The 18,901-nt window shown below is 68.0% G+C and carries 16 protein-coding genes and 4 pseudogenes; 10 read left to right on the plus strand and 10 right to left on the minus strand.

What is annotated here, in order from left to right:
• Positions 1-165: 165 nt before the first annotated feature.
• Positions 166-318, minus strand: coding sequence for a hypothetical protein (locus ACFY01_RS44500; protein WP_390741491.1), 153 nt, complete (start codon positions 316-318; stop codon positions 166-168).
• A 334-nt stretch (positions 319-652) separates the two neighbouring features.
• Between ACFY01_RS44500 and ACFY01_RS44505 the strand changes: the two genes are divergently transcribed.
• Positions 653-940: a hypothetical protein gene (locus ACFY01_RS44505; protein ID WP_390741492.1), complete on the plus strand. Its 288-nt coding sequence runs from the start codon at positions 653-655 to the stop codon at positions 938-940.
• A 32-nt stretch (positions 941-972) separates the two neighbouring features.
• On the opposite strand, the pseudogene ACFY01_RS44510 reads toward ACFY01_RS44505, so the two are convergent.
• Together ACFY01_RS44510 and ACFY01_RS44515 are read right to left on the minus strand one after the other, a co-directional pair.
• Positions 973-1,767 (minus strand): annotated as a pseudogene (locus ACFY01_RS44510) (IS3 family transposase); the annotation flags it as partial.
• 90 nt (positions 1,768-1,857) lie between these two features.
• A complete protein-coding gene (locus ACFY01_RS44515) occupies positions 1,858-2,817 on the minus strand; it encodes an SMP-30/gluconolactonase/LRE family protein (RefSeq protein ID WP_390741493.1) in 960 nt (319 codons plus the stop codon).
• A gap of 97 nt (positions 2,818-2,914) precedes the next feature.
• Here ACFY01_RS44515 and ACFY01_RS44520 point away from each other — a divergent pair, with 97 nt between their 5' ends.
• From ACFY01_RS44520 to ACFY01_RS44530, 3 genes and pseudogenes are all read left to right on the plus strand, one after another.
• Positions 2,915-3,367, plus strand: a complete 453-nt coding sequence (locus tag ACFY01_RS44520; RefSeq protein WP_390741494.1) for an Lrp/AsnC family transcriptional regulator — start codon at positions 2,915-2,917, stop codon at positions 3,365-3,367.
• A gap of 54 nt (positions 3,368-3,421) precedes the next feature.
• Entirely contained in the window at positions 3,422-3,697 is a 276-nt protein-coding gene (locus ACFY01_RS44525; protein ID WP_390741495.1) for a hypothetical protein, read from the plus strand.
• Positions 3,688-3,831, plus strand: a pseudogene (locus tag ACFY01_RS44530) (IS256 family transposase); the annotation flags it as partial. The gene ACFY01_RS44525 and the pseudogene ACFY01_RS44530, both read left to right, overlap by 10 nt.
• Before the next feature lie 48 nt (positions 3,832-3,879).
• Here ACFY01_RS44530 and ACFY01_RS44535 read toward each other — a convergent pair.
• Entirely contained in the window at positions 3,880-4,824 is a 945-nt protein-coding gene (locus ACFY01_RS44535) for a methylenetetrahydrofolate reductase (RefSeq protein ID WP_390741496.1), read from the minus strand.
• A 220-nt stretch (positions 4,825-5,044) separates the two neighbouring features.
• On the opposite strand from ACFY01_RS44535, the pseudogene ACFY01_RS44540 reads away from it, so the two are divergent.
• A pseudogene (locus ACFY01_RS44540) lies at positions 5,045-5,672 on the plus strand (hypothetical protein).
• A gap of 173 nt (positions 5,673-5,845) precedes the next feature.
• On the opposite strand, the gene ACFY01_RS44545 reads toward ACFY01_RS44540, so the two are convergent.
• Positions 5,846-6,487 carry a uridine kinase gene (locus tag ACFY01_RS44545; RefSeq protein WP_390741497.1) on the minus strand — a complete coding sequence of 214 codons (642 nt, stop codon included), beginning with the start codon at positions 6,485-6,487 and terminating at the stop codon, positions 5,846-5,848.
• 339 nt (positions 6,488-6,826) lie between these two features.
• Positions 6,827-7,787: pseudogene (locus tag ACFY01_RS44550) on the minus strand (IS3 family transposase); the annotation flags it as partial.
• 635 nt (positions 7,788-8,422) lie between these two features.
• Between ACFY01_RS44550 and ACFY01_RS44555 the strand changes: the two are divergent.
• The gene (locus tag ACFY01_RS44555; RefSeq protein WP_390741498.1) at positions 8,423-8,698 is read left to right on the plus strand and encodes a glycine cleavage system protein H; all 276 of its coding nucleotides are present in this window, start codon (positions 8,423-8,425) and stop codon (positions 8,696-8,698) included.
• Here the strand turns inward: ACFY01_RS44555 and katG are convergent.
• Positions 8,605-10,797, minus strand: a complete 2,193-nt coding sequence (gene katG, locus ACFY01_RS44560) for a catalase/peroxidase HPI (protein ID WP_390741499.1) — start codon at positions 10,795-10,797, stop codon at positions 8,605-8,607. The two genes, ACFY01_RS44555 and katG, sit on opposite strands and share 94 nt — an antisense overlap.
• Here katG and ACFY01_RS44565 point away from each other — a divergent pair.
• Positions 10,748-10,996, plus strand: a complete 249-nt coding sequence (locus tag ACFY01_RS44565) for a hypothetical protein (protein ID WP_390741530.1) — start codon at positions 10,748-10,750, stop codon at positions 10,994-10,996. The two genes, katG and ACFY01_RS44565, sit on opposite strands and share 50 nt — an antisense overlap.
• 261 nt (positions 10,997-11,257) lie before the next feature.
• On the opposite strand, the gene ACFY01_RS44570 is transcribed toward ACFY01_RS44565, so the two are convergent.
• Positions 11,258-11,944 (minus strand): TetR/AcrR family transcriptional regulator, encoded by a 687-nt coding sequence (locus ACFY01_RS44570; protein WP_390741500.1) that lies wholly within the window; start codon positions 11,942-11,944, stop codon positions 11,258-11,260.
• Between the two features lie 96 nt (positions 11,945-12,040).
• On the opposite strand from ACFY01_RS44570, the gene ACFY01_RS44575 reads away from it, so the two are divergent.
• The 3 genes from ACFY01_RS44575 to ACFY01_RS44585 all read left to right on the plus strand — a co-directional run bounded on the left by ACFY01_RS44575 (position 12,041) and on the right by ACFY01_RS44585 (position 14,649).
• Entirely contained in the window at positions 12,041-12,772 is a 732-nt protein-coding gene (locus ACFY01_RS44575; RefSeq protein WP_390741501.1) for a DUF4386 family protein, read from the plus strand.
• A 302-nt stretch (positions 12,773-13,074) separates the two neighbouring features.
• Positions 13,075-14,253, plus strand: coding sequence for a hypothetical protein (locus ACFY01_RS44580; RefSeq protein ID WP_390741502.1), 1,179 nt, complete (start codon positions 13,075-13,077; stop codon positions 14,251-14,253).
• 153 nt (positions 14,254-14,406) lie between these two features.
• A complete protein-coding gene (locus ACFY01_RS44585; RefSeq protein WP_390741503.1) occupies positions 14,407-14,649 on the plus strand; it encodes a hypothetical protein in 243 nt (80 codons plus the stop codon).
• A gap of 213 nt (positions 14,650-14,862) precedes the next feature.
• On the opposite strand, the gene ACFY01_RS44590 is transcribed toward ACFY01_RS44585, so the two are convergent.
• Positions 14,863-15,096 carry a hypothetical protein gene (locus ACFY01_RS44590; RefSeq protein ID WP_390741504.1) on the minus strand — a complete coding sequence of 78 codons (234 nt, stop codon included), beginning with the start codon at positions 15,094-15,096 and terminating at the stop codon, positions 14,863-14,865.
• A complete protein-coding gene (locus ACFY01_RS44595) occupies positions 15,096-18,773 on the minus strand; it encodes a hypothetical protein (RefSeq protein WP_390741505.1) in 3,678 nt (1,225 codons plus the stop codon). Before ACFY01_RS44595 ends, ACFY01_RS44590 begins: the two co-directional genes overlap by 1 nt.
• Positions 18,774-18,901 lie beyond the last annotated feature (128 nt).

Genomic DNA, 18,901 nt, shown 5'->3' on the forward strand with positions numbered 1-18,901 from the left:
CACCCCACCCCGGCCCGACGCACCCAGCGCGACGCTGGTTGGACCGACGAAGCCCAGACCGACCCGCCGGAAAACCACCTAAATCACCGGTATTGCGTCTAGCCCTATCAAGCGGGGTGCGGAGGGGCCGCTCAGCATTCGCTACGGGGCGGGAGCGGCCCCCGCTCACAACCGGCGGGTGAACTCCTGGCGGTCGGCGAAGTTCTCGTAGCCTTCCCGTTCGAAAGCCATGATCATGGCGGTGTTGGCCGCGTCGCAGTCGCCGCGGATCTCCTCGGCGCCCGCTTCGACCAGCAGCCGCGTGCCGCGAGCCACCACCGCCGTCGCGTAGCCGTTGCCGCGGCAGGCGGGAGACAGCGCGGCAGGCGGGAGACACAGCCACCAGGCCGATCACCGCGGTCGAGGGGTTTCGGGCGGGGAGGCTGAGGGCAGCCGGCGTGCCGTCCGGAGCGTAGCCGAGTTCCCACCACGAGGGCTCGTACGAGAACTCCTCCATGTCCGCGAAGAGGCTCTCCGCGGCACGCCGGGCGCCATGCCGGGCGACCCTGGCGGCGAGTTGGGCGTCGGCGCTGGTCGGCAGCGCCTCGGCGAGGAGAGCGATGAACGGCTCACGGCCCAGACTGGGCAGGGAATGCCAGGTCAATCGGTCATCATGCGAAGTGAGTTCTACCCCGGAGCGGCGGCGGAAGCGGCGACCGTCACGGGCCCGCTCGAAGCCCGCCAGACGGAGAAGCTCGGCGCGCCGTTCCGGCTCCGCCTGGTACTGCGGCGGCTGCGTCGGCGAGTCGGTGACGTGCTCCAGCTCCGTGGCGCCGAGCGAGTCGGCCAGGGCGACGGCCTCGGCCAGCAGCGCCTGGCCGGTGGCCAGGCCGGGTTCGTCCCACGGTGTCTCAAGGAGCACCAGGGCCATCGGGACGTCGTTCCCGGGGAGGGTCCATAGGGGGCTTCCACCTTAATCGTGGACACCGGTTGTCATGCGGCGATAGCCAGCGTAGTTGATCTCTGTTCGAAGGCGACCGGCGGAAGGTAGCCGATCGAGGAGTGCCTGCGCCGGTGGTTGTAGAAGCCGGGCCAGTGGAAGACTGCGAGCCGCGCGGCTCGTTCGTTCGGCCAGCCACGCCGGTCGGGAAGGATCTCCCGTTTGAGCGAGGCGAAGAACGACTCCGCGGCGGCGTTGTCCGCGGAGGTGCCGACCGCTCCCATGGACCGCCGGATCCCGGCCTGGTGGCAGGCGTCGACGAACGCCTTGGACCCGTACTGAGCCCCGTGATCGCTGTGGAAAATGACGCCGTCCACCTGAGCACCGCGAGTGCGGACGGCCGCGTTGAGCGCGTCGGTGACGAGCTCGGCCCGCATGTGATCGGCCACCGACCAGCCCAGCAGGCGACGGGAGAACACGTCGATGACGGTGGCCAGATAAAGGAACTTCCCGCCGGCGACGGGCAGATAGGTGATGTCACCGACCCAGGTCCGGTTGGGGACGGACGCGGTGAAGTTGCGCCGCAGCAGATCGGGCACCGCCTGGGCGGCGGGATCCGGGATCGTGGTGCGGTGTCGCCGCCTCAGCCTCCGCCCCTGGATGCCGTGCTGGCGCATGAGGCGCTCGATGCGCTTGCGGTTGACCATCACACCGCCCGCGCGGAGCTCGGCGGTGATCCGCTTGGCCCCATAGGCATTCCCGGACTCTGTGTGGACCTTGCGTATCCGTCGGGTGAGTGCGGCGTCGGCAGCCTTCTTCGCGGCGCGGGCCGGTGCGGTCTTCAGCCACGCCGGCGTGGCAGGTAATCGTAGTCGTACCCCTTGTCGGCGTGGCGCTTCGCAGTCCGCCGCCGGCGCGGTCTGCGGCGAGCCGGAAGGTCACTGGGTCTGCGGGGCTGCCCAGGGACGGCGCCCCGGGCCGGTGGGATGCGAGCCCGTAACGCCCATGACCACCGAGTAGAGGCTGGTCTCCGCGGTGATGAAGAGACGGTTGCGCTTGGCTCCGCCCCAGGAGATGTTGGCCACCGTCTCGGGAATGTTGAGCCGCCCGATCAGCGTGCCGTCGGGGTCGTAGCAGTGCACCCCATCGTCCATCGCGGCCGCCCACAGCCGACCGCCGTCATCGAAGCGGAGATTGTCGAAACGGGCGTTCTGGCGACCTGCGGCGTCGGCGAAGACCTTGCCGTCGGAGAGTGTGCCGTCGTCCCGTACGTCGAAGACCCGGATGCAGCCGGCGCGGGTGTCGGAGACGAAGAGCGCTCGCTCGTCGGCCGAGAAGACCAGGCCGTTCGGCGCCGCGAAGCGGTCGGCGACCAGGCGTACTTCACCGTTGTCCGGGTCAATGCGGTAGACGTTGTTGGCGCCGATCTCGCTCTCGGCGCGGTATCCCTCGTAGTCGCTGGTGATGCCGAAGTCAGGGTCGGAGAACCAGATGGAGCCGTCCGACTTCACCGCTGCGTCGTTCGGGCTGTTCAGTCGCTTGCCCTGCCAGCGATCGGCCAGCACTGTGACAGTGCCGTCATGCTCGGTTCGTGTCACCCTGCGGTTGCCCTGCTCGCAGGTGATCAGCCGGCCTTGACGGTCGAGGGTGTTGCCGTTGGTGTGCCCGGCACGGCGGCGGAAGACGCTGACGGCACCGGTCTCCTCGTCCCAGCGCAGCATCTGGTCATTGGGGATGTCACTCCATATCAGCTGCCTCCAGGCAGGAAGGTAGATCGGCCCCTCGGCCCAGCGGCAACCGGTGTACAGCACCTCCAAGCCGTCATCGCCGTTCATGCACCGCCCGGTACGGAACCGGTCGTCGAACATCTCGTACAACGCAGGGCGCTCGCTGGGCATGGGTCCCCTCCCGTAGAGAAGCCGAACTTCCTTCGGCTTCACGTGAAGATTGGAAGATGAAGTATGGTTAGCGCAAGGTTATTCCGAATGGAGAGCTGTGGATCACATCGATCGTGCTCTGCTGGCGCAGCTTCAGCAGGACGCCACCCAGTCCTATGCCGCGCTGGGCAAGGCCGTGGGCCTGTCCGCTGGTGCAGCTCATGAGCGGGTGCGCAAGCTGCGGGAGCGCGGCGTCATCCGGCGCACTACGGCCGAGGTGGACCCTGCAGCGGTGGGCGGCGGTGTTCTGGCCTACGTCATGGTCGACTCGACCGCCTGGATGGGCGACTCGGCGGATGACTTCGCCGCGCTCCCCGAGATCCTCGAGGCGCACATCATCGCCGGCAGCGCTTCTGTGCTGGTGAAAGTCAGAACCGCGACCACCGAGCAACTGCAAGACGTGCTGCGCCGGATCTACGCCATCGACGGAGTCAACGGGACCCAGGCGACGGTGGTATTGGAGACCTTCTTCGAGCGGCCGGTCTCCCCGCAGACCCTCGATCGGACGTGAGGCCACGCAAGCCATAGCCGGTCGGCGCTACCTGAGGGCCTGAGGCGGGATTCTTTGCGGAAGTCAGCCGTCGGCCCGGACGGCGCGTGGGTACCGCTCGGGGTGGCGGGTGTGCAGCCGCCCGCCGACGGCGGAAAGCGTGATCGCGCGGGAAGGGCGAGCCGGACGGATCACCCGCGCATCGGCGGGGAGGACTACGCCATCGCCTCAGCGCCGGAACACCCGTCAGTCGAGCGGATCGTCGATCCACCGGAACGAGGCCCGTTCGTCCTCGACATGCAGCAGGAACTCAGCGACTGGTCCCGCTGGGGCGACCAGCTCTGGCGATGACGTTCAAGCTGATCGAGTCCGCCCAGGAACGCTGGCGCGCGGTCAATGCGCCGCACCTGGTCACCCTCGTGCGAGCCGGAGCCCGCCCCAAGCGCGGCGTCCTCGTCGAACGGGAGGACGCCAGCGCGGCCTGAGCCGCGTCCCGATGGCGGGATTCGACAGCCGCACGTTCGTGCCCGGCTTCACACCGAGGGTGTACCTCGTCCGAGCAGCCTGCTGAGCTCGTGGGCCAGGGCGACCGAGGCGTCGATCTCGACCTTGCGGATGGACACGCTCTCCACGAGGAAGCCGAACGGTGTGCCGAGCTTGCCGCAGAAGGCGATCAGGTCCCGGGCGTTCGCCAAGCAGTGCTGGTATGACTCGGCCAGGGTGTCGTCCGCATGGCGCAGGGAGTTCTCCAGCCAGCGCGGGACGTCGACGCCGAGCCATTGGAGGAACGCCAGCGTCTTCACCGAGCCGCACACCGAGAGCGTGAACAGGACGGGCCTCGGTTCGAGGTTTCGCTCGCGGCAGGCGTAGTAGTAGTCGGAGACCATGCTTTTCGCCGCGTCGGCGCTGTAGATGACTTGCGAGATGAAGTACGCGCATCCGGCCACCTGCTTGGCGACGAGCCGCAGATGCTCCTCGGGGCGTTCGGTGATGGCCACGCCACCGAGCAGCAGGTCTGGGCGGACATCGCGGCGCAGGTCCTGCGCCTCGGACAGGCCGGTCCGCACCGCCTTCCCCTTCGAGGACGCGCCGACGAAGACGCCGAGCAGCCGGTCGGAGTCAGCCGTCCGCAGCCAGGTCCGCAGCTCCGTCTGGGAGTACTTGCCGACGCACCGGTAGACGACCACCGGGCGGTTCCACTTGCCGAGATAGTCCGCGTGGTACACGGCAGGGTCGATGGTCGGCAGGTACGGAAACGGCCGCTGCGCCGGATTACGGTCGCTCTCATCGTCGATGTCGTACAGCGCCAGACCGTCGACATCGAGGGACTCCAACCGTGCCAGGGTGGCTGCGGTGATCTCCCGGATCCGCTCGGGAGTGTTGCTCAGGCGGGGCGGCGTGATGCCGAACAACAGGACACCGCTGTCGGCATCGGCCACCCGGCTTCGGAGATCTGTGCCGTCGCTCTGGTTCGCCATGACGCGGAAGATAGCAGCTCATCCGCCATACGGCAGGCGAACACCACCCTGTGAGACCGGACTCGGTTCTGAACCAACTGACGTCCGGCCGGGCGGACCAGATCCACAGGATTTGACAATTGCTCCGTCGGATTGCCCGCAGTTCCAGCAGCTCGTCCAGGACTGATACGGGAATCCATCACTTCGGGCCGGGACACACTCGATGGGTGATGATGTTGCGGTGAGTCTGGACCTGAGTAACTACGAACTCCTCTGCCCCACATCGCTGTTCGTGTCCGAGGGCGAGCGCATCCTTCGGTCCTCGAACACCTCATGGGAGGACCAGGCGATATGGCTCATGACGGAGGCCCTGGCCGGCACCACGGCAGTCGCCGACTCCAAGGACCTGCCCAACACCGCGCCCACGGACGACCCCTGGGCAATTGGCCGACATCGAGTACGAGCTCGCCGCCGAAGGCGAGGACCTCGGGCGCCTGGTCGCCGTCACCGACGATGCGCGCAGCGCACTGGTGCACCGCGCACTCAACGACGGCGCCCCGGACATCACCACCCGGGTCCGCCATGCCATCGCGCTCTTCCGGGGCCGCGACACGACGGCCGAGAGCAAGCGATCGGCGATCGTCGCCCTCGCGGGCATCCTCGAGGAACGCCGTGCCTTGATCAAAGACCAAGTCGGCAAGCCTGATGAAGGCGCCTTGTACGAGATCGCCAACCGCTACAGCCTGCGCCACCGCAAGGCGGACCAGCGCGGTGACTACGACGAAGCGTTCCTGGACTGGATCTTCTGGTGGTACCTCGCCACGGTGGAGCTGACCAACCGGTTGATCGAGTGGCGGGGCGCTGGCTGAGGCCCACGGCTCAGTCTTCGAAGCCCCGGTCGAAGCCTCTGAGGACGGGGCCAGTTCGTCGGCGCGCCGTGCAGTGCGCATACCGTGGCCAGGCGAACGCGAACGAGCCGACAGCATGTGCTGAGAAGCGTGATCACGCGGCGTCCCTCACTGGGGCCGGTGCCCCGGGCACGTCACAGCGCGAACGCCGGGACCCCGGGGGTACGGGTCACACCGCACACCTCCCGTGCCCGCGAGGGCGCCGCGGGCGGCGGCGCGAGGGCCGGCCCGATCAGCGGCATGACGGCCGCCAGCATCTCCGCCTCGCTCGCGGTCCCGTCCACGACCAGATCGGCCGCCGTCCGGGAGGGCGCGACGTGGGCTGCGTGGCGGTCCCTGCCGGTCTGCAGATAGTTGCGCAGGGACAGTCGGGGGTCCTGCCGCTGTACCTCGATCTTCCGGAGGATCTTACGGGCCAGGCGTATGTCGTCGGGGGTGTCGACATACACCCGCCACGCCGCCCGCCGGAGCACGGACGGCAGTGACAGCGCGAACAGGCCCTCGACCACCACCAGCAGCACGCCGGGGCGCAGCAGCGCCGCGTCAATGGCGTGTGTCACCGCTGTCTCGTCGATCGACCCCGGATGGTTCCAGTCGAGGACGGCGTGCCCGTCGGCACTGACCGTCCACACGCCCCTCAGGGGGTCGTGCGCGGGCACGTAGTAGTCGTCCAGATGGACCAGCGCGATGCTTTCGGGACACTGCAGCGACAGGGTTTCGGCAAGGGTGGACTTGCCGGATGCGGTGCCGCCTGCGACCGCCAGTACACCCGTCATACCGGGCGCTCCTCATGTGCTCAAAGGGGATAGACGAAGCGGCCGGACAAGCCGGGTGCAGGGAATGTACGGCAGCGTGATCGCCCATGGCAAGCAGGGAAACGCGGCCCGGTCCAGCGGAGGCCGGGGCCGCGACCTTTGGTCGACCTGCGCACTGGTCTCGGCGATGCCGCGGACCCTCAGCGTGGCGTAGCGGCCCTTGGGTGCGGGCGTGACGGCGACGCGCGGGAACGACGAGTCGAGGCAGCGCACCTGCGACCGGGCGACCCCGCTCGGGCCCCACCTGCACGCCGGGAAGAGCACCGACGGTTGCCGCCCTCGACGCCCTGACCAAGACGTGACCCGGCCCATTGAGCCGACCAGGCCGTGCCGGGTGAGGACGGCGGTGACCTTGCGGGACCGGAATTGCGATCCGCGGTCGGAGTGCACGATGCATCCCGCATCGGGGCCGCGGCGGGCGACGGCGGACTCCAGTGCGGCCACCGCAAGGCGGGACCTCATCCGGGCATCGATGGAATAGCCCACGATGCGGCCGGAGTACACGTCCTTGACCGCGCACAGATACAGCTTGCCTTCGTCGGTCGCGTGCTCGGTGATGTCCGTGAGCAACAACCGGTTCGGCCCGTCCGCGGTGGAGTCCCGCCGCACCAGGTCATCGTGGACCGGCGGCCCGGTTTTGGCGTTCTTGCCGCGGCCCCTGCGCTTGCCGAAGGCACTCCACCAGCCGTTGTCCCGGCAGATCCGCCAGGCCGTCCGCTCGGCCATCGCCTCACCGGCGACGCGGGCCTCATCGAGAAGGAAGCGGTGCCCGAACTCGGGATCGTCGCGGTGCGCGTCGAACAGGGCGTTGGCCCGGTATGCCTCGGCCATCTCCTCGGCATCGGTGACCGGCCGGGCCAGCCACCGGTAGTAGGGCTGGCGAGCCAGCCCGAGCACCCGGCACGTCACCGCCACCGGCACCCTGCAAGGGGCATCGGCGGCGGCCAGCTCGCGGACGAGGGGTACATCATTTTGCCGGCAGGTTCGCCTGCGACAGATACGCCGCAGCCCTCCTGAGCACCTCGTTCTCCTGCTCCAGCAACCGGATCCGCTTGCGGGCCTTGCGCAGCTCGGCCGACTCACCCGACGTCGTCGCGGGCCTGGCGCCCTCATCGGTCTCGGCGCGGCGCAGCCACTTCGACAACGTGATCGGTTGGACCCCGAAGTCGGCGGCGATCTGTTCCAGCGTGACGCCGGGCTCGCGGTTGCGCGCGACCCGTACGACGTCCTCGCGGAACTCCTTCGGATACGGCTTGGGCACTGCGACATCCTTCCAGGCCGCCGGCGGCTTTGCACCTCAACGGCCAGCAGCGCAACATCACGGCCAACCTCATCGACGGGCGGAGGATCAAGGTCTTGTGCCTCTTGAAAGCTCCCCACGCACCTCGATGGACACGTGGACACTTCGTCATCGAGTCCGGGACGTGGACACGGGAACCGAGCGCACGGCAGGACCATCCGTTGATGCTGCCTTCGGATGTGCAACCCCGTACGCATGCGGCCGCCGGTGCCGGGGGAGGGACGCCTCAATCACCGCTTCCTGGTAATGGAGTGCACCTCCGACGAGGGCGACGTCTCGGTAGCCGCGCTCCATGGACAGGTTGAGCACGTGTTCATGGCTCTGACCCGCGGATGACTCCTGTCTCTCGCCGCGGAAACGAGAAGGGCCGCAGGGCTTCGCTTCCTGCGAGCCGCTTTTCCGCTCGACCGACACCCTCGGCTACCCGTCACCACGACGCGGCTTCTCCGCCGAACCGGGGAAGGTCTGGAGCCGATAGGACCCGGCGACACGGTCACCGACGGGCTGGACTCCCTGAGGAACTGGCGACACTTGAATGCGCGAGCTCACCAGAAGAGGCCGTGACCCGAGCGTCGAATCGTCACGGAAGCATATCGATGACACTGTGTTACCTGTCGATCACGCCACAGAGCAGCCTTGTCAAGTCGGATGTTCCTGCCGGTCTCAAGTACACGGACGGGCACGAGTGGGTACACGCTGAAGCCGACGGGACACGTACGATCGGCATCACCGACTACGCCCAGAAGCAGCTTGGAGACATCGTGTTCCTTGAGCTGCCTCAGGCGAGGTCGAACCGGTCGAGATTCATCACCTTGTTCCACGCTGCCACGAAGTCACGTACGAACTTCTCTCCCGCATCCTGGGACGCGTAGACCTCCGAGATGGCTCGGAGCTGGGAGTGCGCACCGAAGATCAGGTCGACGGCGGTGGCCGTCCACTTGACCTCGCCTGTGGCGCGATCCCTGCCTTCGTACACGTTCTCCTCCGTAGCCGATGCCTTCCACTCCGTGCTCATGTCGAGCAGGTTGACGAAGAAGTCGTTGGTCAAGATTCCCGGCCGGCGGGTGCAGACACCGTGGGGGGATCCCTTGAAGCCGGTGTTCAGGGCCCGCATGCCGCCGATCAGCACCGTCATCTCGGGAGCGGTCAGCGTCAGCAGGTTGGCGCGGTCCAGCATGAGGGTCTCCGGCGACAGCTTCTCGCCCGCCGGAAGGTAGTTGCGGAAAGCGTCCGCCTTGGGCTCCAGCACGGCGAACGAGGCGGCGTCGGTCTGCTCCTGCGAGGCGTCCGTACGCCCCGGTGCGAACGGAACCGTGCCGTCGTATCCGGCGTTCCTGGCGGCCTGCTCAACGGCCGCGCACCCGCCGAGGACGATCAGGTCGGCGAGGGAGACCCGCGTTCCGCCGGTCTGGGAGAGGTTGAAGTCCTGCTGGATCCGCTCGAGCGTGCGCAGTACCTCGGTCACCTCGGAAAGGTCGTTGAGCTCCCAGTCCTTCTGCGGCGCGAGCCGGATTCGTGCTCCGTTCGCCCCGCCGCGCTTGTCGGTGCCGCGGAAGCTTGCCGCCGATGCCCAGGCCGTGGTGACAAGCTGGGAGACCGAAAGGTTCGAGGCGAGGATCCTGCCCTTGAGGGCAGCGATGTCCTCGTCCCCGATCAGTTCGTGCTTGACGTCGGGAACGGGGTCCTGCCACAGCTGCGGCTCGGGAATCCACGGGCCGAGGTAACGCGAGAGGGGTCCCATGTCGCGGTGCAGCAGTTTGTACCACGCCTTGGCGAATGCCATCGCGAGCTCGTCCGGGTTCTCGTGGAACCTCTTCGTGATCGGGCCGTAGACCGGGTCCACCTTCAGCGCGAGGTCCGTCGTCAGCATCATGGGTGCGTGCTGCTTCGACGGATCATGGGCGTCGCGTACGGCGTTCCTGGCCGCGGGATCCGAGGGAGTCCACTGGTGGGCGCCAGCGGGGCTGCTCGTCAGCTCCCACTCGTACCCGTAGAGATTGTCCAGGTACCCGTGGTCCCACTTGGTCGGCTCGGTAGTCCATGCGCCCTCCAGACCACTGGTGAGCGCGTGGGGGCCCGTGCCGCTGCCGTAAGTGTTCCGCCAGCCGAGGCCCTGCTGCTCGATGGGGGCGGCCTCGGGTTCCGGGCCGATATAACTGGCTTCGACCGCGCCATGACACTTGCCGAATGTGTGGCCGCCGACGATGAGTGCGACCGTCTCCTCGTCATTCATCGCCATGCGCCCGAACGTCTCGCGAATGTCCTGGGCGGCAGCCACCGGGTCCGGGTTTCCGTTGGGCCCCTCCGGATTGACGTAGATCAGTCCCATCTGTACGGCGGCGAAAGGACCGGTGAGTTCCCTGTCGCCGCTGTAGCGCTCATCTCCGAGCCATGTGTCCTCGGGCCCCCAGAAGATCTCCTCGGGCTCCCAGATGTCCTTTCGCCCGAAACCGAACCCGAACGTCTTGAACCCCATGGATTCCATGGCGCAGTTTCCGGCGAAGACCAGAAGATCGGCCCAGGAAATTTTACGGCCGTACTTCTGTTTGACCGGCCAAAGCAGACGGCGCGCCTTGTCCAGGCTCGCGTTGTCCGGCCAGCTGTTGAGGGGGGCGAAGCGCTGTGCGCCGCTGCCGCCACCGCCGCGGCCGTCCTCGATGCGGTACGTTCCCGCGGCATGCCAGCTCATCCGGATGAAGAGCGGCCCGTAGTGACCGTAGTCGGCAGGCCACCAGTCCTGGGATGTCGTCATCACCTCGAAGACGTCACGCTTCAGCGCGTCGACGTCGAGGGTCGCGAACTCTTCCGCGTAGTCGAAGTCCTCGTCCATCGGGTTGGATCGGGGCGAGTGCTGGTGGAGAACCTGAAGGTCCAGCTGATTCGGCCACCAGTCCCGGTTCGTCCTGGGCCGCCGAGTTGGCGTGGGCGTCGGTGAAGGGATTGCTGGATTCTCGCTTTCACTGCCGGACATGCCCGTCCTTCTTCCTGTCTCGGTGTTCCTTCTGCCGGCTTCCGCTCTTGAATTCGTTGGCTTTGCTGGTGTCGAGCACGTCGACCCACACAATCAGCGCGCCATGGTGCCCACCGGCTGGAAAATGTGCTGTGCCGTGTCCGTATGGTCGCGCACCGCAGACCACACCTCTATGAAACACGCAGAGCACCGCGAATGACAGGCGTGAGAGAGGGGTGGCGCGGGAGGGGGGCGAGGAGCGCGGCCTCGCCGACCAGTTCGTCGGCCGCCCGGAAGCGGGTGATGGCGGCCAGAAATCCGATGTGGACACCGGTGCCTGTGTCATCGACGGAGGAGGTGAGGAAGTGAAAGCGCCTCGGCCTGTCCTTGAGGCAGCTTGATGGGCAACCATGCGCCAGCGCCCGGCCTTCAAGCCGGCCTCCCGACGCCCTGCTTGCCGAGCGCTACCTCGTGCGACGGGCTACTCCCGCACCGGCCCGGCAAAGCCGTCGATGACGCGGTCCAGACCCCAGCGGAACTGTTCCGTGGTGATGTAGCGGGACATCACGTCCACGCTGGCCGCCGTGAGCGGGTATGCCTCAGCGGGGACTGCGTCGAAGGCTGCCTTGCGGGCCGCGACGCGCTGGGCCTCGGGCGGGGCGGGGCGGGTGGGTTCGACTTCCGCGGCCTCCAACGCGATCGAGCCGAGGACGTAGACGATCAGCAGGTAGGAAGCGCGGGCGGTTTCGCGTTCGTCGAGTCCGGCCCCGAGGAGGAGTGCGAGCAGTGCCTCGCCGAGGGCCAGTGCGCGGGGGCCGTCCATGGGGGCACCGAGGAGAAGGGCGGTGGCGCCCGGGTGGTCCAGCAGCCGGGACCGCAGACTCAGGGCCAGGTCGTGCAGGCGCTGCCGCCAGGGCCGGGCGGGATCCGCCAGTGCGCCCAGGTCGTACTCCCCGATGAGGCGGTCTGCCACGGCCCGCAGGACGGCTGCCTTGTCAGGAAAGTACGTGTAGAGCGCGTTGGGAGCGACGCCGAGTTCAGCGGCAATGCCCCGGATCGACACCGCGTCGGCGCCACGCCGGTCGAGCAGTTGAAGGGCCGCTTCCACGATCGCGTCGTCAGTCAGGGTGCGCCGCGGACCGGGCCGCCCGCGCTGGGCCGTCGTCATCGCTACCTCCTCTTGACCTGATCACTGTACGCCGTCCAGAATCTCTGTACACCGTCCAATCTGTACGCTGTACAGAGATATTGAGAGGGGTCCCTCATGCCCGCGAGGTCCGCCCATACCGTCACCGGTGCGCTGCTCATCGGCGGAGCCCTGCTCGTCAATGTCGCGTTTGCGCTGCTGAGCGTGGCCTTCGACTACCCCGACGTGCTCCAGCAGCCGGCCGAGGATGCACTGCTGCGCTTTCACACCCGCACCCTGCTGATCGGCGCCCTGTTCACCCTGCTCGCGCTGGGCGCGGCCACGCTCGCACCGATCGCCCTGCGCACCGCACGGATGGCCGGGGGCGGGCGTACGGCAACTGCCGCGGCCATCACCGGCGTGGCTGCCGCAGCCGTGCAGGTGGCCGGACTGCTGCGTTGGCCGCTGCTCGTCCCATCGCTGGCCGGCCGCGTCACCGACCCCGGCAGCTCGGCCGCCCAACGGGCCGACGCGGCAAAGCTGTTCGGACACCTGAACAGCGTGCTGGGGCAGATCGTCGGCGAAACCCTCGGCTATCTGCTCACCGCGGTCTGGACCGTATTGATCGTGACAGCACTGCGTCGCCGCTCTCTCATCGGGCGCCCGGTCGCCGCCCTGGCCCTGGCCTGCGTGCCACTGATCCTCGCAGGTCTTCTCGTGCCCTTCGGCGTACCCGGCGCCGGCCAGGCGAATTTTGCCGGATACGTGCTGTGGAGCCTGTGGCTGATCGTGCTGGGAATCGGGATGCTGCGCCCACCCCGGATCCAGAGCGCAGTGCACGACCATGGACGAGCGGCGGCAAGTGCTTGAGACGTCCCCGAACCGGGTCGGCCCACAAGGTGCCGACCGGAACTGGTCCAGTGCAGCCTGGCACGCGTTATGCCGTGGCAGCGTCCAAGGGCGGCGATGGTGGTATCGGGTCCTGGAACCTGACAGTTCGAAAGCACAGTGCGGCTGCAGGGGCCGAAGCCCGTTCAGCTGCATGCAGGTTGTGCTCGCATCGGCTCTGCCCGGCGCGAAAGTGCCCTGCCTTGACGGTCCTTCGACGGGCCCACTCTCGATCAACTTGGCCGGACCATCACACGGGTCCGGCACTCAGAGGTGGACACAGCGTGACAAACACGGGATCTCAGACCGAGGCGGAAAGCGACAAGGGGAGCGGCAGACCGAAGGGGCGGGGCTTCGGTCCGGTGATGCGCAGGCGCGGGTGTCTGCAGGAAGTGGCGACCGGCAAGGGGCTCGGCGCCGTGCGGCGGGTGCACCGCTCACGGCTGCCGCTGTGGACGCGACCATTCTCGCCGTTGTTGACGGCAGCCGTGGGTGGCCTCTGCCTTGTACTGGTGCTGGTCCGCAATCCCGTCGCGGCGGTCCTTCTCGCCTTGCTCATACCTGCCGGGTTGTTCATCTACGCCTCTGTCGTGCCGTCGAGGCTGCCGGGGGGCCGGCAGTGGGTCGCGGTGTGCGAGGGCGGACTTGTCGTTGCAGGCGAGTACCGCCCAGCACGCGCCGTTGCCTGGGCAGATGTACGGGAGTGGCGGAAGGCAGCCCGCAGGCCCGGCTTCGAGACGTCCGGCGTGCTGGTCGTCGAGGGTGAGGGCGAGGATGCGGAGATTGCGATCGGCACGGTCGGCCGACGTAGCGATCTGGTTCGTGCCCTAGTGACCCGTGCTCCGGCCCCTCGCAACTACCGGCGAGGCGTTCGCGTCGCTGTGGCCGCGATAGTACTGGCGGGCACGCTCGGCTGGCTGGCGAAGTGGCAGTTCCTTCCCCGGCACGAGGACAGGCTGCCCAGCATCGACAATCTGGGCGCCGCCTGCGGGACCCCGGGCGTTGCCTACGACAGCGCAGCCGCCTACAACGGCTCGCCCCGTCCGCTCGTCATCTACCAGGAAACGGACGGAGACTACTACCACCACATGCTCGCCGAGACGGCCTCGTCGTCGGCCATCAACCCCCAAGCGGCCGACACGGTGCAACTGATCGCCTGTGTACGACGGGACAACGGATTCGTCGGTCGCACCTCTGACACCTCGTGCGACTACGTCTACAACAATGGATTGGGAACCGTCTCGAACGCCGGTCGGATGCCGGACCGAACACTCCACATCGAGGCCGCGCATTATGTAGTGGACGTCTATGAACTGCGCACCCACCGCAAGGTAGCGTCCCGCCAGATCGACGGGGACGACATGACATGTCCCGGGTCGATCCTGGCATCGGAGGGCGCCATCTACAGCAGAATCAGCAACGAATCCTTCCACCGGCTGCTCGATCCACTGACGCGCTCCTGAACGGGTCACTCGCCCGGCGGCGGCAATCACCCCGTCTCGTGGGGGACGCCGCCCCGTGCTCGGGGATGCTTGTCAGGCCTCAACCAGCCCCCGCCGGCCGCGCCGCCAGCAGGTTCAGCAAGGCAGTTTGCCGATGCCGAGGTCGCCGGTGATGTGCACCGCCGTCCCGCGACGGTCGGCGAGGGCGTCCAGCGCGCCGCCCAGACGGACCTTCCGGTGCTGAGGGCCTGCGCACTGCGGGGCCCCAAGGCCCCGTACCAGCTGTTCGCCGATGTCCTGGCAGGCTGCGTCGTCGCCGGCTCCGGCCTGATGAAAAGCCATTCCTGCGGACTGCCAGCGTCGCCGGTGAGGGCGAAGTCGAAGCAGCCGAAGACCAGGCTGAAGGCGCTCAGGTAGCTGTGCAGCGCGGCCTCGATGGGTGTCGGGACGGTGATGGGCGCTGTCTCGCTTGTTGGCCGTCTTGCTCTGCGGGACGCTCGAGGATGGCCCGGCGCCCGGGGGGAGTGCCGCACGCGGCCTGCGTCCATGGTGGGGCGGGTCACGGGAACTCGGTGTGTGGTGCCGGGGCATCCGGCGTGTGTGGTGTGGATGTCCCGGCGGTTGGTGGGGTCAGCTGATTCCGGTGGTCTGCAGGGCGGTGGTCCAGTTGTTCTTGATGGCGTTGCGGGCGGCGGAGAGGGGGATGGTGCCGGCGCAGACGGCGTTCGTGAGTTTCGTTTCGATGCCGTCTTTCGAGTGGGCGGTCTGGGTGCCGGTGTAGGGCTCGGGCCACAGGTTGCCGGGGGTGCGGGGTGCGCCGCCGAGTTCGAGGGGGACGAGGTGGTCTGCTTCGTAGTCGGCCATCAGCCAATCGGAGGCTGGTCAGCCAGGTATGCTGAGCGCTCACTCTGAGTCAGGGGCCTGTGGACTGCTTTGTAGATCTTCTTCATGGCGGAGAGAGGATCTGATAGAGAGACATCCCACAGCCGGACTGTTGTGTCGGCTCCGCCGCTGGCGAGGGTGCGGCCGTCCGGGCTGAATGCCACCGACATGACGGTGTCGGTGTGTCCGTTCAGGGTGGTGCGCAGCCCGCTGGTGGCTACGTCCCACAGCCGGACTGTTCTGTCGGCTCCGCCGCTGGCCAGAGTGTGGCCGTCCGGGCTGAACGCCAACGATTCAACATTTTCCGTGTGCCCGTTCAGGGTGGCGCGCAGCTTGTCCGTTGCCGTATCCCACAGGCGGACCTTCCCATCGTCCCCGCCGCTGGCCAGGCTGCGGCCGTCCGGGCTGAATGCCACCGATTCCACGCCGCCGATGTGCGCTTTCAAGGTGGCGCGCAGTCTGCCCGTCGCCGTATCCCACAGCCGGATCTTCCCATCGTCCCCGGCGCCGGTCAGGGTGTGGCCGTTTGGGCTGAACGCCACCGACTCGGCGGACCACTCGACGATGTCGCTGTGCCCGCTCAGGATGGTGCGCACTTTGCCCGTCGCCGCATCCCACAGCAGAACCCCATCACCTCCGCTGGCGAGGGTGTGGCCGTCCGGGCTGAACGCCACCGACCCGACGGAGTAGGTGTGCCCCTTCAGAGCGGCGCGTAGCCCGCCGGTCGATACGTCCCACAGCCGGGGTCCGCTGTCGTCGCTGTCGTAATCGTCTCCGCCGCTGGCGAGGGTGTGGCCGTCCGGGCTGAACGCCATCGATTCCACGCCACCGGTGTGTCGATTCAAAATGGTACGCAGCCTGTCCGTTGCCGTGTCCCACAGCTGGATCTTCCCATCGTCCCCGCCGCTGGCCAGGCTGCGGCCGTCCGGGCTGAAGGCCACCGACTGCACGCCGCTGGAGGCGTTCAAGGTGGCGTGCGGGCTGTCCACGGCCGTGTCCCATAGGCGCACTGTTTCGTCCTGCGCGCTGCTGGCGAGGGTGTGGCCGTCCGGGCTGAACGCCACCGACTCGACGGTGTCGGTGTGTCCTTTCAGGGTGGTGCGCACTTTACCCGTCGCCGTGTCCCACAGGCGCACTGTTTCGTCGGCTCCGCCGCTGGCGAGGGTGTGGCCGTCCGGGCTGAACGCCACCGACATGACGGTGTCGGTGTGTCCTTTCAGGGTGGTGCGCAGTTTGCCCGTCGCCGTGTCCCACAGGCGGACCTTCCCATCGATACCACCGCTGGCGAGGGTGTGGCCCTCCGGGCTGAACGCCACCGATTCCGTGCCGCCGATGTGCGCTTTGAAGGTGGTGCGCAGTTTGTCCGTCGCCGTGTCCCACAGGAGGACCTTCCCATCGGACTGCGGACCTTTCCCACCGGCTTCGCTGCTGGCGAGGGTGTGGCCGTCCGGGCTGAACGCCACCGACTCGACGGTGTCTGTGTGTCCTTTCAGGGTGGTGCGCAGCTTGTCCGTCGCCGTGTCCCACAGCCGGACCTCATCCCCTCCGCCGCTGGCGAGGGTGTGGCCGTCCGGGCTGAATGCCACCGACTCCACGCCGCTCGGGGTTTTCAGGGTGCTGCGCCGCTTGCCCGTCGCCGCATCCCACAGCAGAACCTCTCCACCGAACAGCTGATCCTTATCCTCGGACTCGCCGCTGGCGAGGGTGTGGCCGTCCGGGCTGAATGCCACCGACTCTATGGTGCCGAGGGCCTTCAGGGTGGTGTGCAGTTTTCCCGTCGCCGTATCCCACAGCCGGACCTCATCGCCTCCGCCGCTGGCGAGGGTGTGGCCGTCCGGGCTGAACGCCACCGAGTCCACGTACCCGGTGTGCCCGGTCAGGCGGTGCTGGAGTGGGAGAGATGCGGCAGCGAAGAGGCTGGCGGTGGCTTCCTTTGTTGGACTGGTCCGGTACGCCCGGACAGCCAGGAGGGACGCCAAGTCAGGGTTGGCCCCGATGAGACCGTCCGACTCTGCGGCGAGTTGACGGGAAACCGCCATCCGCTGTGCTGTGAGTGCCTGGTGCCGCTGTTGCTCGCTGACCCGATATTGCTGCCACGCGATCAGCCCAGCGGTAAGGGACAGCACGAGCAGGATCGACAAGGTCACCGTGAACTGGCGCAAGCGCCGAGTTACGCGGCTGGCTGCTTCTTCTTCACGATGGCGTGTCATGGCGCTGCAGGTGAGGAAGTCTCGTTCCGCAGGCGTGAGGTCGCTTTCGACGTCTGCTTGGAGAAAGGCCTCTTCGGCTGCGGTGAGCCGGGTGCCGCGATACAGCGCGCCGGGGTCACGGTTGAGGTCGTCCCAGGTCCGTGCGGCTTCGGTGAGCTCACGGTGAAGGCGCAGGCGGTCGCGCGCTTCGTTGATCCATGCCTGCAGCCGGGGCCACGCTGTGATCAACGCTTCGTGGGCCAGGTCGACGGTGTCGTGCTCGAGGGTGAGGAGGCGGGCGCGGGCGAGGTGTTCGAGGACCTGGGCCGTGTCGTCTGGGTCGCCGAAGTCGAGTTCCGTGCGGGGAGCGGGCCGCCGGGTGTCGGGGGTTCCCTCGCCCGGAGTGATCAGGCGCAGCAGGACCCGGCGGGCGAGGGCAGCCTGCGAGGGGAGCAGGTGAGTGTGGACGTCTTCGGCTGTGCGGGCGATGGCACCGTGGAGACCGCCGGCCGCCTCGTAGGCATGGGTGGTAAGTGCGCGGCCCTTGCGGCGGCGCCAGGTCTCCAGCAGGGCATGGGACAGCAGCGGCAGGGCGCCGGGTTCGCCTTCGACCTCGTCGAGGATGCGCGTGGTCAGAGCGCGTTCCACGATCATCCCCGCGGCCTGGGCAGGCTTGACGACGGCCTCGCGCAACTCGTCGCGGCTCATGGGGCCGACCAGCACGGTCCCGTCCTGTAAGGCGGCGGTCAGGGCGGGGTGTTCGGCGCAGCGGCCAAGGAAATCGGCCCGCACGGCGATCACGACGCGCAGACGACTCGCAGGATCGGTGGCCGCCAGGAGACGGTCGATGAACCGGTCGCGTTCGGCCGGGTCGGTGCAGAGGGTGAAGAGCTCCTCGAACTGGTCGACGATCAGCCACGTCTCAGCGTCGCCGTCTTTCGCTCTCAGCCGCTGCTCGTGGGCGCGCAGGGGACGGTCCCCGGGAGTGAGGACGCGCACCGCAGCCGGCCGCGGACCGGTCGCCTCCGCGCTGCGCAGGCGCGGGATGAGGCCGGCGCGCAGCAGAGAGGACTTGCCACTGCCTGACGGACCGAACACAGCAGTGAACCGGTGGGAACGGGACTGTTGGAGCAGGCGCTCGGTGAGCTCATCACGGCCGAAGAACAACTCGGCGTCGCCGGGCTCGAAACGGGCCAGCCCCCGGTATGGAGGCTCCGCATCTTCGTCCGAGGCGGCAGGTTCAGCAGCCTCCTCTGCGGCTGCCTCACGCCACCGCTCCTCCCACTCCTCCGTGTTGCCGCCGCAGGCAAGCACGTATGCGAGAACAACTGGCAGGGTCGGCAGCCGTTCTCCCGCGGCTGCCTGCGACAGGGTGCTTGCCCCCTGCCCTGTGCGTTGTGCCATCACCCGGTAGGTCGGGCTGCCGGCCTCGGCCCGGAGTTTGCGTAACTCGGCAGCGAACCGGGCCACCGGCCCTGCACTGGCATCGAGCGGGCTCTCTGGACGTCCTACCATCGGCAGCTCACCCCTCTTCCATCCGCTTCCCCCGTGGATGCGGCGCAAGGCCCGACAAGGTACGCACGCCGACAGCGCGAGGG

The sequence above is a fragment of the Streptomyces sp. NPDC001480 genome, assembly GCF_042894725.1.
In the GTDB taxonomy this organism is placed as follows: domain Bacteria; phylum Actinomycetota; class Actinomycetes; order Streptomycetales; family Streptomycetaceae; genus Streptomyces.

What these genes read in the sequence shown, in the direction of transcription:
- ACFY01_RS44570 (WP_390741500.1), bottom strand. Translation starts at nt 11,944, where the DNA reads ATGACGACGGCCCAGCGCGGGCGGCCCGGTCCGCGGCGCACCCTGACT.
- ACFY01_RS44535 (WP_390741496.1), bottom strand. Translation starts at nt 4,824, where the DNA reads ATGGCGAACCAGAGCGACGGCACAGATCTCCGAAGCCGGGTGGCCGAT.
- ACFY01_RS44555 (WP_390741498.1), top strand. Translation starts at nt 8,423, where the DNA reads ATGACACTGTGTTACCTGTCGATCACGCCACAGAGCAGCCTTGTCAAG.
- ACFY01_RS44515 (WP_390741493.1), bottom strand. Translation starts at nt 2,817, where the DNA reads ATGCCCAGCGAGCGCCCTGCGTTGTACGAGATGTTCGACGACCGGTTC.
- ACFY01_RS44545 (WP_390741497.1), bottom strand. Translation starts at nt 6,487, where the DNA reads ATGACGGGTGTACTGGCGGTCGCAGGCGGCACCGCATCCGGCAAGTCC.
- katG (WP_390741499.1), bottom strand. Translation starts at nt 10,797, where the DNA reads ATGTCCGGCAGTGAAAGCGAGAATCCAGCAATCCCTTCACCGACGCCC.
- ACFY01_RS44575 (WP_390741501.1), top strand. Translation starts at nt 12,041, where the DNA reads ATGCCCGCGAGGTCCGCCCATACCGTCACCGGTGCGCTGCTCATCGGC.
- ACFY01_RS44505 (WP_390741492.1), top strand. Translation starts at nt 653, where the DNA reads ATGCGAAGTGAGTTCTACCCCGGAGCGGCGGCGGAAGCGGCGACCGTC.
- ACFY01_RS44590 (WP_390741504.1), bottom strand. Translation starts at nt 15,096, where the DNA reads ATGGCCGACTACGAAGCAGACCACCTCGTCCCCCTCGAACTCGGCGGC.